We start from the raw sequence: 12669 nt of genomic DNA on the forward strand, positions 1-12669 counted from the left end.
GGGAAAGTTCACGCGGGGACGGCAGCTTTCAGGGAGCGGTGCCGGGGTTGAAGGCGCCGACCTTGGGGACGGAGTTCTTCTGCGGGTTGGGCACGGGGCCGCCGGACCAGGTGACCTTGATCGAGGCGGTCTCGTCGGGCGGGGTGATCCGCACGGCGGCCGGTGTCACCGTGGTGGCGCCGGTGATGCCCGGGTTGGTGAAGCTCAGCGGGGCCCAGGCGCTGCGCCCGGGTGCCAGCCGCACCGCCGCGGTCGACGAGCCGGTACGTACCGGGTTCCCCGACACCTGCTTGCCCGCGCTGTTGACGAACGCCAGGCCGGGGAAGCCGTGCACGGTGCAGGTGCGGCCCGAGCGGTTGGTGAGGACGAGCGCGAAGTTCTCCTGTCCGGCGCCGGGGTCGTTGGGGCCGACCGAGGCCGACAGCTCCGAGGTGTGGCAGCGGCTGCTCGCGGCGGGGGCCGCGGGAGTCGCGGCGTCCTTGCTCGGCGGCGTGCTGTGCGTGCCCGAACTGTGCGGGGCGGACGGCGGCGCGCTGCCGGGCTCCGTGCTCTCTCCGGCCGTCGGCGTGGGCGCCGCACTCGACGCGTCGCCGCTCGCGGGTGTCGCTGCCCCCGAAACGGACTCGGGGGCAGCGGCGGACCCCGACCCTTCCGTACCGCACCCGGTCAGCAGCGCGGCGGCGGCGAGCAGCCCGGCGCAGCCCGCGGCGAGGGCGCGGTGCCCGCCCGCGTGCCGCCCGGTTCCGCTGTCGTTCAGGTCCTGGTGCTTCGTCATGTCGATCCCGTTCCCTTCTTCAAGCCGGCTGTGCGACCGCCACGAGCCGTACAACCACTTCGATGCCCGGCCGGCTGGAAAAGTTCACGACGATCACCCGGTCACGCGCAGCTCCCGCAGAATCCGGTCGGTGCTGTCGGCGCCTTCGGTGCCGTCGTCGGACCTGATCTGCACGTAGACCTGCGGCTGGTCTCCCGCCGCCGGGGCGAGTGCGATCTCTTCCAGTGACTTTCCTGGTGTCCCGCAGGAGGACCAGGTACGCACCTGGCCGTGCCAGGACTTGTCCTCGTACGCGCGGCTGCCCCGGTACGCGCAGCCGCTGTGGCCGATCGCCTTCACCCGCGCGGGCAGGGCGGGGTCCGTGCTGAGGCCGACGAAGACGCCGCTGACATCGGCGGACAGGTCCGTCCAGTGCCGCGCGTCGTGCGCCACGGTCAGGCCCGGCTGCCGCTGGCCCTTCAGGCCGAGCGAGGCCGGCGCCCAGCCCGCGCCGATAAGCTGTCCGGCCCAGCCGGCGGGGACCGCCACGCTGATCCGTCCGGTCGCGTCCTGGACCCGCGTCCTGGACGGCGCGGTGGGACCGTCCAGCGCTCGTACGGTGAGGACGGCGCCGAGCGCGACCGCGGCGGCGAGGGCCACGGCGGTGATCACGTACGGCCGGCGGATCCGGCGCTTGGTACGGGCGGGCGGCTGGTCGGGGGCGTCGCCGGCGAGCTGGTCCAGCTCGTCGGCGAACGCCTTCGCGGTCGCTCTGCGCCGCTCCCGGTCCGGCTCCATGGCCCGCAGGACCGCGCGCTGCACGTCGCGCGGCACATCGGGGCGCAGCTCGTCGGGGCGCAGGTTCTTGCCGGGCGGCGCCGGTGTCGTACCGGTGAGCAGGTGGTAGAGCAGGGCGCCGAGGCTGTAGACGTCGGCGCGCGCGTCGATGCCGTCCACGGGGTCCGTCAGCTCGGGTGCCATGTAGCCGGTGGATCCTGCGATGACGGTGAGCCCGGACGCCTGGGCCAGGTTCTTGGCCAGGCCGAGGTCGGCGAGCAGCACCCGCTGCTGCCCTTCGGCCCCGCCGGCGAGGAGGACGTTCGAGGGTTTGATGTCGCGGTGCAGGATGCCGGCCTCGTGCAGGGCGGCGGCGCCGCGTGCGGCCTGCGCGGTGAGGCGCAGCGCTTCCGGTATCGGCAGGGGACCCGCGGTGAGCCGGTCCTCCAGCGTGCCGCCGTCGGCGTACTCCATCACGAAGTACGGCCGGTCGTCGGAGAGTTCGCCGATGTCGAAGACCTGGACCACGCCGCCGGAGGTGGCGCGGCGCAGCAGGCGCGCCTCGGAGAGGAACCGTTCGCGGATGTCCATCCGGTACGACCAGTTCTCTGCCATCACTTTGATCGCGACGGGCGCGTCGAGCCGGTCGTCGTGGGCCAGCCAGACGACGCCGAAGGCCCCTGCGCCCAGGCGCCGCTCGATCCGGTAGCGGCCGATCATCTCAGGTGAAGGCATGTGTTTATGATGCCTGGGTGATCTCCCAGCCGGTGCAGGCACCGTGACCTATCCTCCCGAGACCGAGGCACTCGCGGCGCAGGCGGCGTCGGGGGACGAGCGTGCGCTGGAGCAACTGCTCCAGGTGATCAGGCCGGAAGTTGTCCGGCGCTGCGCCCGTTTCCTGCTGTACAGGGAAGACGCCGAGGAGGCAGCGCAGGACGCGCTGCTCCAGGTGTCGCGGAACATCCGGAGTTTCGAGGGCCGCAGCCGGTTCAGTACGTGGCTGTACACGGTCGTCGCGAACTGCGCGCGGCAGAAGTACCGGGAGCTCAAACGCCGGGCCGACGAGCGGCCGTTGACGGGCGAGGAGGCCGGGCGGGTGGATCCCCGCACGACGAGCGTGATAGCGGGTTCGCGGCTCGACCTGCTGGAGGCGCTGGACCGGCTGGAGCGGGAGAGTCCCCATCTGGTGGCGCCGCTGGTCTACCGGGACATCTGCCAGCTCGAATACGCCGAGATCGTGGAGCGGATGGGTATCCCGCTGGGCACGGTCAAGTCGCGGCTGCACCACGCGCGCCGGCAGATCCGGCCGTGGCTCTCCGACACGGCGTGACGACGGCCGGCTGCCCCTGACGCTTCGCGCTCCGGGGCGGCCCGCGACCTGAAGGTACGGCTTGCACCGTACCTTCAGGTGTGATTCCCTTCATACCTACGAGAAGCGTCACACCTTCGAGACGGGTATGAGCACATCATGACCACAGAGCAGCCGGCCGACCGGAAGGTCGCCCTTGTCATCGGCGCGGGCGGGGTCGTCGGACGCGACCTCATCGAGCGTCTGCGCGGCCAGGGCGACTGGGACATCGTCGGCGTTTCGCGGCGCGGCGGCACCGACAGCGGCCGCCTGCGGTACGTCGCGGCCGATCTCCTCGACGCCGGCGACACCCGGCGGAAACTGGGCAGGCTGACGGACGTCACGCACCTCTTCTACGCGGCCTTCCAGGACCGGCCGAGCTGGGCGGAACTGGTGCCGCCCAATCTCGCCATGCTGGTCAACACCGTGGACGCGGTCGAGCCGGCCGCTCCCGGGCTGCGCCACATCAGCCTGATGCAGGGCTACAAGGTCTACGGCGCGCATCTCGGCCCGTTCAAGACCCCGGCCCGGGAGTCGGACGCCGGACACATGCCGCCGGAGTTCAACGTGGACCAGCAGGCCTTCCTCGAAGCGCGGCAGCGCGGCAAGACCTGGAGCTGGTCGGCCCTGCGGCCCTCGATGGTGGGCGGCACCGCGCTCGGCAACCCGATGAATCTGGCGCTGGTGATCGCGGTGTACGCGGCGGTCTCCAAGGAGCTGGGCCTGCCGCTGCGCTTCCCGGGGAAGCCAGGGGCCTACGGCAGCCTGCGGGAAATGACCGACGCCGACCTGCTGGCGAAGGCCACCGTCTGGGCCGCCACCGACGAGCGGGGCGCGGGGCAGGCGTTCAACGTGGCCAACGGCGACCTGTTCCGGTGGAGCGAGATGTGGCCCAAGCTCGCGGAGTTCTTCGCACTCGACGTGGCGCCGCCGCTGCCGATGTCGCTCGCGACCGTGATGGCCGACAAGGAACCGCTGTGGAACGAGATGTCGGCGAAGTACGGCCTGACGGCCGGCTACGCCGAGGTGTCGAGCTGGAGCTTCGGGGACTTCGTCTTCGGCCTGGACTACGACATGTTCGCCGACAGTTCGAAGATCCGGCGGGCCGGTTTCCATGAGTACGTGGAGACCGAGCGGATGTTCCTGGACATCTTCGCCGAGTTCCGCAAGCGCAAGGTCATCCCCTGACCGCGGCGTCCTGCCGCGCGTCGTGCGCCAGGACGCCGAGCAGGCCGGGGAAGCGCCGTTCCACCTCGCCGCGCCTGAGCATCACGCCGCGGCGGTTCCCGTAGTCGGGGTCCTTGATCAGCCCTGCTTCGCGCAGGACGCGGAAGTGATGGGTGCAGGTCGACTTCGACACCGGAAGGCTGAACGAGGCGCAGGTGCGCTCGGCGCCGTCCGGCAGTTCGAGCAGTTCGGTCACGACCCGCCGGCGCAGCGGGTCGGACAGCGCCCCCATGATCTTGCCGAGGTCCATCTCCTCGGCCGCGGGGTGTCCGAATTCGTCAGCCATGACCATCTCCTTCGAAGGTACGACCCTGAACGTACGGGACCGAAGGTACGGCTTGCGTCGTACCTTTCTTTCTGTTCTACTTCGCGGGTACCACGACCATCGTACCTACAAGGAGCCGTCCGATGACAGCGCAGGTCGAAGCCCCGTCCTCCGGGGCCGGGCAGGTGCGGCGGCCGTCCCGGCTGCTGCTGCCCGTCATTCTGCTCGCGGTGTTCGTCATCCCCATGGGGATCTCGGGCACGGCTATCGCGCTCCCGCGTATCGCCGACGATCTCGGGGACTCCCCCACACTGCTCCAGTGGATCGTCAACGGGTTCAACATCACCTTCGCCGTGTTCACGCTGGTCTGGGGAGTGGCGTCCGACCGGCTCGGCTACCGCAACACCTTCCGGCTCGGCACGGCGCTCGTGCTGGTCTCGGTCGTCGGCAGCGCACTCGCCCCGAACCTGCTGGTGCTGGACCTGGCGCGGCTCGTGGCTGGCGTGGGCAGCGCGGCCGTCCTCACCGGCGGCACCGCGATCCTGTCCAACGCCTACGGCGGGGCGGCGCGCGGCCGGGTCTTCGCGGTCTTCGGCACGGTGATCGGGCTGGGTCTCGCCCTCGGTCCGACGATCTCGGGCGCGCTCATCGCGCTGATGAGCTGGCGCGGGGTGTTCGCGGGGCACGCCCTCGTGCTGGTGGTCGCGCTCGCGGCCGGCGCCGTACTGCCGCACATCCGGCACGAGCAGGATCCGCACCGGAAGGTCGTCGACTTCTCGCTGCTGCGCAATCCCGCCTTCCTGGCGCTGACGCTCGTCCCCGTGGCCGGCGCGCTCGGCTATGTGACCCTGCTGACGTACCTGCCGGTGGCGCTCAGCGGCATCGCCTCGCTCTCGGCGGGCGCCGCAGGGCTGTTCATGCTGCCGATGACCGTGCCGGTACTCCTCGGCCCGATCCTGGCGGCGCGGCTGACCGCGCGGTTCCGCCGGGTCACGTCGATGACCGTCATCTACGCCGCGCTCCTCAGCCTCGTCCTCGGGATGCTGGGCATGCTGCTGCTCTCCCCCGGCACCCCGCTCGGCCGGCTCGTCGTACCGATGCTGCTCGTCGGCTTCGGCTTCGGGCTGCCGCTCGGGCTGGTCGACGGCGAGGCGCTGGCCACCGTGCCCGCCCGCAGCAGCGGCACAGCGGCCGGTGTGCTCAACTTCGTCCGGGTCGGCAGCGAGGCGGTCTTCGTCGGCCTGTACGCGGCCGTCCTGGCCTGGCTCATCGGCCGGTCGATCCCCGACGGCGACGTGGCGCGGGCGACGGCGGCAGGGCACACCGGACAGGCGGGCGCCTACGCGAGCGCCTTCCACTGGGTCGTCGCGGCCCTGGCCGTGCTCGTGGCGATCACGACGGTGGCGGTCGCGCTGCTGCACCGCGCACGGCTCGCCGCTGCCCGTCCGTCGTCGGAACGCACCGTGGCCGCGCGGCACGTGGGCGGCGAGCCGGTCGAAGCCGGGCAGAACGCCGAGGGGGCGCCCGAACAGACGGGCGCCGAGCCGCGGTTGTGCCGGACGGGGTGACACCCGCCGGGCCGGCTGCCGCGCGGCTCCACCCGGCCGGACGTCACCACGCGGCACGCCTACGGACGCAGCTCCGCGGCCGCACTCCGGTAGCGGATCTCCAGCATCACGCAGCCGCCCGCCGTGCGGTACGGGCCGTGCGGCATCCCCGGGGGCCGCGCCGCGTACTCACCGGCGCGGAACGTCCGGCCGATGCCCAGGTCGTGCAGCTCGCCTTCGAGCAGATAGACCTCCTCGACCCACTCGTGCCGGATCACCCCGGCGGCCGAGGTGTCGAGGCCCGCTTCCCAGCGGACCAGCCGGGTCAGTACGTCCGGGTCGGTCTCGTCCCTGCTGAGGACCTTCTCGGCGGTCCCGGGCTGCGGCCCGTCGGACCACGGCAGCGCGTCCGCCGGGAAGAATTCGTGCTCGCTCTTCATCGTGCCGGTTCCTGACGGTCGGGGGCATAGGCTCCAGGCCATGATTCCGCACGGAGAAGGAACCGCATGAGCGCGCGTTTCGAGGAGATCGACTGGCGGCCGACCCCGATGGGCGACATCAGTCTGCGCCGCCGCAGGGAGCCGGTGTCGGGCGAGGACGTGTACGAGGTGAAGCTCGGCGACGAGTTCCTGATGTCGAGCCTCTTCACGGCCGGTGAGATCGCCCTGACCGAACTCGGCCTCGCGCAGGCGCCGAGCGGCCCGCTCGACGTCGTCGTGGGCGGACTCGGTCTCGGGTACACCGCCCGTGCGGCGCTGGAGGACCCGCGCGTCGCTTCGCTGATCGTGGTCGACGCGCTCGCCGAGGTGATCGAGTGGCACGAGCGCGGACTGGTGCCGCTCGGCGCCGGGTTGGCTGCCGACCCGCGCTGCCGGCTGGTCAGGGGCGACTTCTTCGCGATGGCCGGCGACGCGAAGGGGCTGGACCCGCTGGCCCCCGGCCGGCTCTTCGACGCGATCCTGCTGGACGTCGACCACTCACCGCGCCACGTACTGCACCCCAGCCACGCGGCCCTCTACACGGCCGCCGGGCTCAGCACGCTCGGTGAACGGCTGCGGCCCGACGGGGTGTTCGCCCTGTGGTCGAACGATCCGCCCGACGACCCGTTCACCGCCCTGCTCGGCGAGGTCTTCGCCGAAGCGCGGGCCCATGTGGTCGAGTTCGACAATCCACTGCAGGGCGGTACCTCGACCAACACCGTGTACGTCGCGCGGAAATGAGCCCGATCAGCTCCGCCCGGTAAGAATTCCCTGCGGCACCTCGGCGTCCCTGGCCTTGTCGGCGCCGTCCAACTGGTCCGCGTAACCGGCCTGCGTCCAGACCAGTTTCTTGAACTGCTCAGGAGTCAGGGTGCCTTGCCAGGGGGCGCCGCCGGGGCAGAAGACCGATGTGCAGCCGTAGCAGTAACGGGCTGGCTGCCAGAGCCTGTCGGCGCGGTCGGCGCCGGCCTGCTCGGCCGCCTTCTCGCGCCCGTCGCCCCTGACCACGACCAAGGTGCCGATGAACATGACCACGGCCATGCCCACGCCGCCGGTTACGTAGAGCTGCTTGTGCTGCTGTACGCCGAAGACCGCGAGCGCGATCCCGATGCCGGTGATCACCATGCCCTCGACGAAGTGCAGACAGCCGTCGCCGCCCTTGTCCGGGCCCTTGGCCAGTCGCCGCGCGAGCTGTTCGCGCAGCGCGCCCTTCCCGGTCGTCGCCTCTTCGACCGAGCGCACGTCGGTCCCGCCGCATCCTGGACACACCGCTCCGGTGTGCCCGCCCCGTTCATTGGTCATGCACAGAACACTATCCGGCGGCCAGGCCGGGCTCAGGGGGCGGTGGGGCCCGCCGCCGTCGAGCCGCGTACGACCAGTTCCGGCAGGAAGATGAACTCGCTGTGCGGGGTCGGCGTTCCGCCGACCTCCTCCAGCAGCGCGTGCACGGCGGCCTGGCTCATCGCGGCCACCGGCTGCCGGATGGTGGTCAGCGGCGGGTCGGTGAAGGCGATCAGCGGCGAGTCGTCGAAGCCGACCACCGACACGTCCTCCGGCACCCGCAGCCGCTGCTGGCGGGCGGCCCTGATCGCGCCGAGCGCCATCATGTCGGAAGCGCACACCACCGCCGTACAGCCCGCGTCGATCAGCGCGGTGGCGGCGGCCTGGCCGCCCTCCAGCGTGTACAGGGAGTGCTGGATCAGCGTCTGCGCCTCGGCGCCGGTGAGGCCGAGCACGTCCGCCATGGCGTCGGTGAACCCCTCGATCTTGCGCAGGACGGGTACGAAGCGCTTCTGGCCCACCGCGAGACCGATCTTGCGGTGTCCCAGCGACGCGAGATGGGTGACGGCGAGCCGCATCGCCCCCCGGTCGTCCGGCGAGATGAACGGGGCGTTGATCTTCTCGGAGAAGCCGTTGATGAGGACGAAGGGCACGCCCTGCCCTTCGAGCCGGGCGTAGCGCTCCGTGTCGGCGGTGGAGTCGGCGTGCAGCCCCGAGACGAAGATGAATCCGTCCACCCCGCGCTCCACCAGCATCTCGACCAGTTCGTCCTCGGTCGAGCCGCCCGGCGTCTGGGTGGCGAGCACCGGCGTGTATCCCTGCCGGGTGAGCGCCTGCCCGATGATCTGCGCGAAGGCGGGGAAGATCGGGTTCTCCAGCTCGGGTGTGATCAGCCCGATCAGCCCGGCGCTGCGCTGCCGCAGCCGTACCGGCCGCTCGTAACCCAGCAGGTCGAGAGCGGCCAGTACGGACTCGCGGGTGGTGGCGGAGACGCCGGGCTTGCCGTTGAGCACCCGGCTGACCGTCGCTTCGCTCACTCCGGCCTGCACCGCTATGTCGGCGAGGCGGGCGGTTCCGGTGCCGGCGGAGGGACGGAATGCCATCACGTCAGATCGCCCACCAGATGGCCGTGTCAGCGGGGATCTTGATCTCCATGGCCGAACCTCCATCAACCGCCGCCGCGTGCGACCCGGCGTCGGTTGCCGTTGCCGTGCTGCTCGCGACCAGCATACGACCCGGACAGGGCATGGTGATCGGCGCTCCGGTCAGATTGACCGTGCACACCACGGCTTCCCCGGCGCTGTCGGCGGCGACCGCGGTGTCGGAGGCGCCGGTGGCGTCGCGGCGGAAGGCGAGCACACCGTCCGGGGCCGGCAGCCAGGTCACCGAAGCGCCGGCGCCGAGCGCCGGGTGCGCACGGCGTACGGCGAGCGCGCCGCGGTACAGCTCCAGGGTGGAACCGGGGTCGCCGGTCTGCGCCTCGACGCTCAGCCCGGCCCAGGAGGCGGGCTGCGGCAGCCAACTGCCGCCCGCGCCGAAGCCGTACGAGCCGCCGTCCCTGGTCCAGGGGATCGGCACCCGGCAGCCGTCGCGGAAGCCGTCCTGGCCGGCCGCACGGAAGAACGACGGGTCCTGCCGCACCTCGTCGGGCAGGTCCGTGACATCGGGCAGCCCCAACTCCTCGCCCTGGTAGACATAGGCCGAGCCGGGCAGCGCCAGCATCAGCAGCGTCGCCGCGCGGGCCCTGCGCAGCCCCAGTTCGCGGTCGCCCGCCTCGCGGAGTTGGGTGGGGGCGGGCTCGCCCCGGCCGAGGGCCGGTACGGGGTGGGCCAGCCGGGTGGTGTGCCGGGTGACGTCGTGGTTGGACAGCACCCAGGTGGCGGGGGCGCCCACCGCGCCCATGGCGTCCAGCGACTGGTCGATGACGTCGCGCAGCGCCGCGGCGTCCCAAGGGGTCGTCAGATACGAGAAGTTGAACGCCTGGTGCAGTTCGCCGGGGCGCAGGTAGCGCGCGGCCCTTTGGACGGTCGGGGTCCAGGCCTCGGCGACGGCGATCCGCTCGCCGTCGTACTCGTCCAGGATCCGCCGCCAGCTCCGGTAGATCTCGTGCACACCGTCCTGGTCGAAGTACGGCATGGCGTCGGTGCCGAGCAGGGCGACCTGTCCGCCGTGCCCGACGTCCGGCAGCCCGGGGGCCTTGACCAGGCCGTGTGCGACGTCCACCCGGAATCCGTCGATGCCGAGGTCCAGCCAGAAGCGCAGCACGGAGCGGAACTCGTCGTGCACGGCCGCGCAGTCCCAGTTGAAGTCGGGCTGTTCGGGCGCGAAGAGGTGGAGGTACCACTCGCCGGGGGCGCCGTCCGGCTCGGTTGTCCTGGTCCAGGCGGGGCCGCCGAAGACGGACTCCCAGTCGTTGGGCGGCAGTTCGCCGTGCGCGCCCTGACCGGGACGGAAGTGGAAGCGGCGGCGCAGCGGGGAGCCGGCGCCTTCGCGCAGTGCCTGCTTGAACCACTCGTGCTGGTCGGAGCAGTGGTTGGGCACCAGGTCCACGATGACCCGCAGACCCAGGGTGTGCGCTGTCCGCACCAGGTCGTCGGCGTCGGGCAGGGAGCCGAACACCGGGTCGACGGCGCGGTAGTCGGCGACGTCGTACCCGGCGTCGGCCTGCGGCGACGCGTAGAACGGTGACAGCCACACGGCGTCCACGCCCAGTTCGCGCAGGTACGGCAGCCGGGCGGTGACGCCCGGCAGGTCACCGATGCCGTCGCCGTCGCTGTCCGCGAAACTGCGCGGGTAGACCTGGTAGATGACCGCTTCGCGCCACCAGTCCGCGCGCTCGGCGGCGGCTGCGGTCGCGGCGGAGCTGGGCGTGTCGGTGAGGTGCTGGCTCATGGACTCTCTTCACTACGTGGAGTTGAGACAGGTGACATGGGTGGGGAAAGCGGCGCTCGGCAGGGGGAGCGGCGCTCGGCCGGGTCAGCCTTTCGCGCCGCCCGCGGTGAGTCCGGCGACCAGATGCCGCTGGACGAGCAGGAAGACGATGGCCGCGGGTATCGCGATGATGACGGAAGCCGCCGTCATGGCGCCCCAGTTGGCGCGCTGGTCGGAGGCGAAGGTGCGGATGCCGGCCGCAAGCGTGTAGTGGTCGGCGCCCATGAACTGGCTGGCGTAGGCGACTTCGCCCCACGCGGTGAGGAAGGTGTAGAACGCGGTGACGGCGAGGCCCGGCCTGGCGAGCGGCACGATCAGCCGCCAGAACGTGCCGAACGGGTTGAGGCCGTCCACCCGGCCCGCCTCGTCGATCTCGCGCGGGATGGTGTCGAAGTACCCCTTGAGCATCCAGGCGCAGAACGGCACCGCGATGGTGCAGTACACCAGGATCAGCCCCAGATAGCTGTCGATGAGTCCGAACCGCGCGAGCAGGTTGTAGAGCGGCACGATCAGTACGGCGACCGGGAACATCTGGGTGAGCAGGAAGGTCCACATCAGCGAGCGGTGTCCGGGGAATCTCATCCGGGAGATGGCGTAGCCGGCGCTGGCGGCGATCAGCACACCGAGCACGGTGGTGCAGCCGGCCACGATCAGCGAGCTGAGCATCCAGCGCGGGAAGTGGCTGTGGAACAGCACGAACCGGTAGTTCTCCAGGCCGAGATGGCTGAGCACTTCGCCGGGCTGCTGCCAGGCGGTGCCGGGGCCCAGCGAGATGAAGACGATCCACAGCACGGGGAAGACGGCGGTGGCACTGGCCGCCAGCAGGGTGGCGTGCAGCAGGACGGAGGCGCTCCGGCCGCGCTCGCCTCTGCGCCGGTAGGTGCGGCGGGCGCCGCCGCCGGTGTCCCGTACGGTCTTGCCGCTCGGCGCGCTGGACGCGGCGAAGCCGCGCTCGGTGGTGACGCTCATGGTGGTCCGGCTCCTAGTCCTGCGTCTTCAACTGGCGGCGGTAGAAGGTGGAGAAGGCGACCAGGATCAGCAGGATGACGATGCCGTAGGTCGCGGCGCCCGAGTAGTCGGACACTCCGGTGAACGCCTTCTGGTAGGCGTAGGTCACCAGGATGTCGGTGTCGCCGGTGGTGTTGTTGCCGAGCAGCAGATAGATGATCGGGAACATGTTGAACGTCCATACGGTGCTCAGCAGGATCACCGCGGCGGTGACCGGGCGCAGACCGGGCAGGGTCACGTCGCGGAAGCGCTGGAGCGGTGAGGCGCCGTCCATCTCCGCTGCCTCGTACAGCTCGTTGGGGATGGCCTGGAGGCCGCCGAGGATGGCCACCATCATGAACGGCACGCCGCACCAGACGTTCACCATGATGACGGCGATCTTCTGGGCGAAGGGGGTGCCGAGCCAGTCCTGGGAGGGCAGTCCCGCCGCGTTGACGAGGTCGTTGAACACGCCGTACTGCGAGTTGAACATCAGCCGCCAGGCGAAGACGCCGACGAAGGCGGGCACGGCCCAGGGCAGGATCAGCGCCAGTCGGTAGAACAGCCGGAATTTCACCGGGCGGTTGAGCAGGTTCGCCAGTGCGAGGCCGATGGAGTAGGTGATCGCGACGCAGGAGACCGTCCAGATCACCGTCCACGCCAACCGGGGGTAGAAGTCGCCGTCCTGGCCGGAGACGATCTTCCAGTAGTTGTCGAGGCCGACGAACTGGTAGGTGGCCTCGGCGTGGAAGGCGCCGATGTCCTTGGCGACGTTGGCCTCGGTGGCGTCGGTGAACGACAGGTAGAGCCCGTAGCCCAGGGGGTACAGCACCAGGACACCGATCACGATGACGACGGGGGCGACCATGGCCCAGGCGTACCAGTGCTTGTCCCAGGACCGTTTGAGCAGTGTCACGGGCCCTGGCCTGGGTGCGCGCGGCTCGGGGGCCGTGTCCCGGGCGGGTTGGTCCATGGTGGCGGTGGTCATCGCTCCTCGGCTCTTTCGGCTGTGCGGGGTCGGTGGCCGGCGTCGGCCGGGCGGGGGTGGACCGGACCGGCCGGCCGGGCGCGTG

General features: G+C 71.2%; 13 protein-coding genes. 4 read left to right on the forward strand and 9 right to left on the reverse strand.

The annotated features are described in order from the left end of the window. Positions 1-28 precede the first annotated feature (28 nt). Together ACZ63I_RS06875 and ACZ63I_RS06880 are read right to left on the reverse strand one after the other, a co-directional pair. Positions 29-775, reverse strand: a complete 747-nt coding sequence (locus tag ACZ63I_RS06875; protein WP_469336103.1) for a DUF4232 domain-containing protein — start codon at positions 773-775, stop codon at positions 29-31. 93 nt (positions 776-868) lie between these two features. After that, a complete protein-coding gene (locus ACZ63I_RS06880; protein ID WP_469336104.1) occupies positions 869-2266 on the reverse strand; it encodes a serine/threonine-protein kinase in 1398 nt (465 codons plus the stop codon). Between the two features lie 43 nt (positions 2267-2309). On the opposite strand from ACZ63I_RS06880, the gene ACZ63I_RS06885 reads away from it, so the two are divergent. Both ACZ63I_RS06885 and ACZ63I_RS06890 read left to right on the forward strand, forming a co-directional pair. Further along, on the forward strand, positions 2310-2861 hold the full coding sequence (locus tag ACZ63I_RS06885) for an RNA polymerase sigma factor (protein WP_469336106.1): 552 nt from the start codon (positions 2310-2312) through the stop codon (positions 2859-2861). 138 nt (positions 2862-2999) lie between these two features. Next, entirely contained in the window at positions 3000-4067 is a 1068-nt protein-coding gene (locus ACZ63I_RS06890) for an SDR family oxidoreductase (protein ID WP_469336107.1), read from the forward strand. Here the strand turns inward: ACZ63I_RS06890 and ACZ63I_RS06895 are convergent. Beyond that, positions 4057-4392: an ArsR/SmtB family transcription factor gene (locus ACZ63I_RS06895; RefSeq protein WP_469336109.1), complete on the reverse strand. Its 336-nt coding sequence runs from the start codon at positions 4390-4392 to the stop codon at positions 4057-4059. The genes ACZ63I_RS06890 and ACZ63I_RS06895 overlap by 11 nt on opposite strands. Before the next feature lie 122 nt (positions 4393-4514). On the opposite strand from ACZ63I_RS06895, the gene ACZ63I_RS06900 reads away from it, so the two are divergent. After that, positions 4515-5939 carry an MFS transporter gene (locus ACZ63I_RS06900; protein ID WP_469336111.1) on the forward strand — a complete coding sequence of 475 codons (1425 nt, stop codon included), beginning with the start codon at positions 4515-4517 and terminating at the stop codon, positions 5937-5939. Between the two features lie 59 nt (positions 5940-5998). Here the strand turns inward: ACZ63I_RS06900 and ACZ63I_RS06905 are convergent, their stop codons facing one another. Continuing rightward, positions 5999-6358, reverse strand: coding sequence for a cupin domain-containing protein (locus tag ACZ63I_RS06905; RefSeq protein WP_469336114.1), 360 nt, complete (start codon positions 6356-6358; stop codon positions 5999-6001). A gap of 66 nt (positions 6359-6424) precedes the next feature. On the opposite strand from ACZ63I_RS06905, the gene ACZ63I_RS06910 reads away from it, so the two are divergent. Further along, positions 6425-7138: a polyamine aminopropyltransferase gene (locus ACZ63I_RS06910; protein ID WP_469336115.1), complete on the forward strand. Its 714-nt coding sequence runs from the start codon at positions 6425-6427 to the stop codon at positions 7136-7138. A 6-nt stretch (positions 7139-7144) separates the two neighbouring features. Here ACZ63I_RS06910 and ACZ63I_RS06915 read toward each other — a convergent pair whose 3' ends face one another. The 5 genes from ACZ63I_RS06915 to ACZ63I_RS06935 form a co-directional block, all read right to left on the reverse strand. After that, positions 7145-7699 (reverse strand): hypothetical protein, encoded by a 555-nt coding sequence (locus ACZ63I_RS06915; RefSeq protein ID WP_469336116.1) that lies wholly within the window; start codon positions 7697-7699, stop codon positions 7145-7147. A gap of 32 nt (positions 7700-7731) precedes the next feature. Next, the gene (locus tag ACZ63I_RS06920; RefSeq protein ID WP_469336118.1) at positions 7732-8781 is read right to left on the reverse strand and encodes a LacI family DNA-binding transcriptional regulator; all 1050 of its coding nucleotides are present in this window, start codon (positions 8779-8781) and stop codon (positions 7732-7734) included. 4 nt (positions 8782-8785) lie between these two features. Then, positions 8786-10570, reverse strand: coding sequence for a glycoside hydrolase family 13 protein (locus ACZ63I_RS06925; protein ID WP_469336120.1), 1785 nt, complete (start codon positions 10568-10570; stop codon positions 8786-8788). Positions 10571-10654: 84 nt separating this feature from the next. Continuing rightward, a complete protein-coding gene (locus tag ACZ63I_RS06930; protein WP_469336122.1) occupies positions 10655-11578 on the reverse strand; it encodes a sugar ABC transporter permease in 924 nt (307 codons plus the stop codon). Positions 11579-11591: 13 nt separating this feature from the next. Next, the gene (locus ACZ63I_RS06935; RefSeq protein ID WP_469336124.1) at positions 11592-12584 is read right to left on the reverse strand and encodes a carbohydrate ABC transporter permease; all 993 of its coding nucleotides are present in this window, start codon (positions 12582-12584) and stop codon (positions 11592-11594) included. Positions 12585-12669: the final 85 nt, after the last annotated feature.

It is taken from the genome of Streptomyces sp. NPDC087906 (assembly GCF_055584925.1).

Bases quoted from the DNA above. Each gene is read 5' to 3' on its own strand.
- ACZ63I_RS06915 (WP_469336116.1), bottom strand. From the start codon at position 7,699: ATGACCAATGAACGGGGCGGGCACACCGGAGCGGTGTGTCCAGGATGC.
- ACZ63I_RS06905 (WP_469336114.1), bottom strand. From the start codon at position 6,358: ATGAAGAGCGAGCACGAATTCTTCCCGGCGGACGCGCTGCCGTGGTCC.
- ACZ63I_RS06895 (WP_469336109.1), bottom strand. From the start codon at position 4,392: ATGGCTGACGAATTCGGACACCCCGCGGCCGAGGAGATGGACCTCGGC.
- ACZ63I_RS06875 (WP_469336103.1), bottom strand. From the start codon at position 775: ATGACGAAGCACCAGGACCTGAACGACAGCGGAACCGGGCGGCACGCG.
- ACZ63I_RS06890 (WP_469336107.1), top strand. From the start codon at position 3,000: ATGACCACAGAGCAGCCGGCCGACCGGAAGGTCGCCCTTGTCATCGGC.
- ACZ63I_RS06935 (WP_469336124.1), bottom strand. From the start codon at position 12,584: ATGACCACCGCCACCATGGACCAACCCGCCCGGGACACGGCCCCCGAG.
- ACZ63I_RS06900 (WP_469336111.1), top strand. From the start codon at position 4,515: ATGACAGCGCAGGTCGAAGCCCCGTCCTCCGGGGCCGGGCAGGTGCGG.
- ACZ63I_RS06930 (WP_469336122.1), bottom strand. From the start codon at position 11,578: ATGAGCGTCACCACCGAGCGCGGCTTCGCCGCGTCCAGCGCGCCGAGC.
- ACZ63I_RS06880 (WP_469336104.1), bottom strand. From the start codon at position 2,266: ATGCCTTCACCTGAGATGATCGGCCGCTACCGGATCGAGCGGCGCCTG.
- ACZ63I_RS06910 (WP_469336115.1), top strand. From the start codon at position 6,425: ATGAGCGCGCGTTTCGAGGAGATCGACTGGCGGCCGACCCCGATGGGC.
- ACZ63I_RS06925 (WP_469336120.1), bottom strand. From the start codon at position 10,570: ATGAGCCAGCACCTCACCGACACGCCCAGCTCCGCCGCGACCGCAGCC.
- ACZ63I_RS06920 (WP_469336118.1), bottom strand. From the start codon at position 8,781: ATGGCATTCCGTCCCTCCGCCGGCACCGGAACCGCCCGCCTCGCCGAC.